The 1,098-nt window shown below is 62.5% G+C and carries 3 protein-coding genes; 1 reads left to right on the forward strand and 2 read right to left on the reverse strand.

The annotated features are described in order from the left end of the window. The coding region (locus BQ8794_RS27490) for a VOC family protein (protein ID WP_077381751.1) at positions 1 to 390 on the reverse strand (390 nt) is incomplete at its 3' end. Beyond that, the gene (locus BQ8794_RS27495; RefSeq protein ID WP_077381752.1) at positions 387 to 764 is read right to left on the reverse strand and encodes a fimbrial protein; all 378 of its coding nucleotides are present in this window, start codon (positions 762 to 764) and stop codon (positions 387 to 389) included. The genes BQ8794_RS27495 and BQ8794_RS27490, both read right to left, overlap by 4 nt. A 25-nt stretch (positions 765 to 789) precedes the next feature. Between BQ8794_RS27495 and BQ8794_RS27500 the strand changes: the two genes are divergently transcribed. Then, a partial coding sequence (locus tag BQ8794_RS27500) for a S4 domain-containing protein (protein WP_280174622.1) occupies positions 790 to 1,098 on the forward strand: 309 nt, incomplete at its 3' end.

Consider the following 1,098-nt stretch of genomic DNA (forward strand, 5'->3'; position numbering starts at 1 on the left):
CAGGTCCCAGAGATTTCCGTGGAGATCGGCGAAAACCGCCACAGTGCCATAGGGCTCAACGCGAGGTGCCTCGCGGAATTGAACGCCTTTTTCGAGCATTGCCGCATGGTCGCGGACAAAATCGTCGGTTTCGAGAAACAAAAAGACGCGGCCGCCGGCTTGGTTGCCGATGCGGCTCGCTTGCATATCGTCCGACGCTTCGGCCAGCAGCAGCCGCGCGCCTTGTCCGTTCGCCGGCGCCACCGTGACCCAGCGCTTGCCGCCGCCGAGATCGACGTCCTCGGTGAGCAAAAAGCCCAGCCTGTCGACATACCAGGCAATCGCCTTGTCGTAATTGGCAACGACAAGCGCGACGGTGGCGACGCGGCGATTTTTCGCAAACGCAGTCATTTGTTGCGGATCGAAAAGCGACCGATGATGCGGCGCTCAGTGATGTCGTAGACAAAAATGGCGCGGCTGCCGTCGGCAAGCTCCGCATCGATGGAGACGCGGTTGCCGGAAAGCGACTGGCTGATGACCTTGGCGCCGACCGGCAGCACGATGTCGCCGGTCAGCGGCTCGCCTGATGGCACCTGGATGTCGCCGGCAACGGATGGGGCTGCCGGTGGCGCGGTGCGCGTTTTGTAGACAAGGGCTGCAATCACCACCATAAGGGCGAGGAACAGCAGGCCGAGATTGATGGCGACGAAGCGGACGAGCTTCTTGCGCACCTTTTCGACTTCGGGGTCGAGCGGCTTTTCCTCGTCTTCATCGGCAGCAGCCATGGCAAACATTCCGGAACGATTTTCGATGAGCGCTCATAACGAAGAGACCCCGATATTGATAGAGGATGGATTAATGGAGGGCGGATCGCCAGACGGGGGATCACCAAACGGGGGATCAGTCGTACTGGAAGCAGGCCCCGATGCGGCGGGCCAGCGGCTTGACCAGTGGCTGGCGGGCAAGCTCGGCCCGGACATGTCGCGCAGCCGGGTGCAGATGCTGATCAGACAGGGCGCCGTCAAGGTCGGCGGCCAGCCGGTCAACGAGACCAAACGCAAGATGGCAGCCGGTGACCGCGTATCGGTCGACATGCCGGAGCCGGAACCGGCGGAGCCG

It is taken from the genome of Mesorhizobium prunaredense (assembly GCF_900156895.1).
GTDB lineage: Bacteria > Pseudomonadota > Alphaproteobacteria > Rhizobiales > Rhizobiaceae > Mesorhizobium > Mesorhizobium prunaredense.

What these genes read in the sequence shown, in the direction of transcription:
- BQ8794_RS27495 (WP_077381752.1), bottom strand. Translation starts at nt 764, where the DNA reads ATGGCTGCTGCCGATGAAGACGAGGAAAAGCCGCTCGACCCCGAAGTC.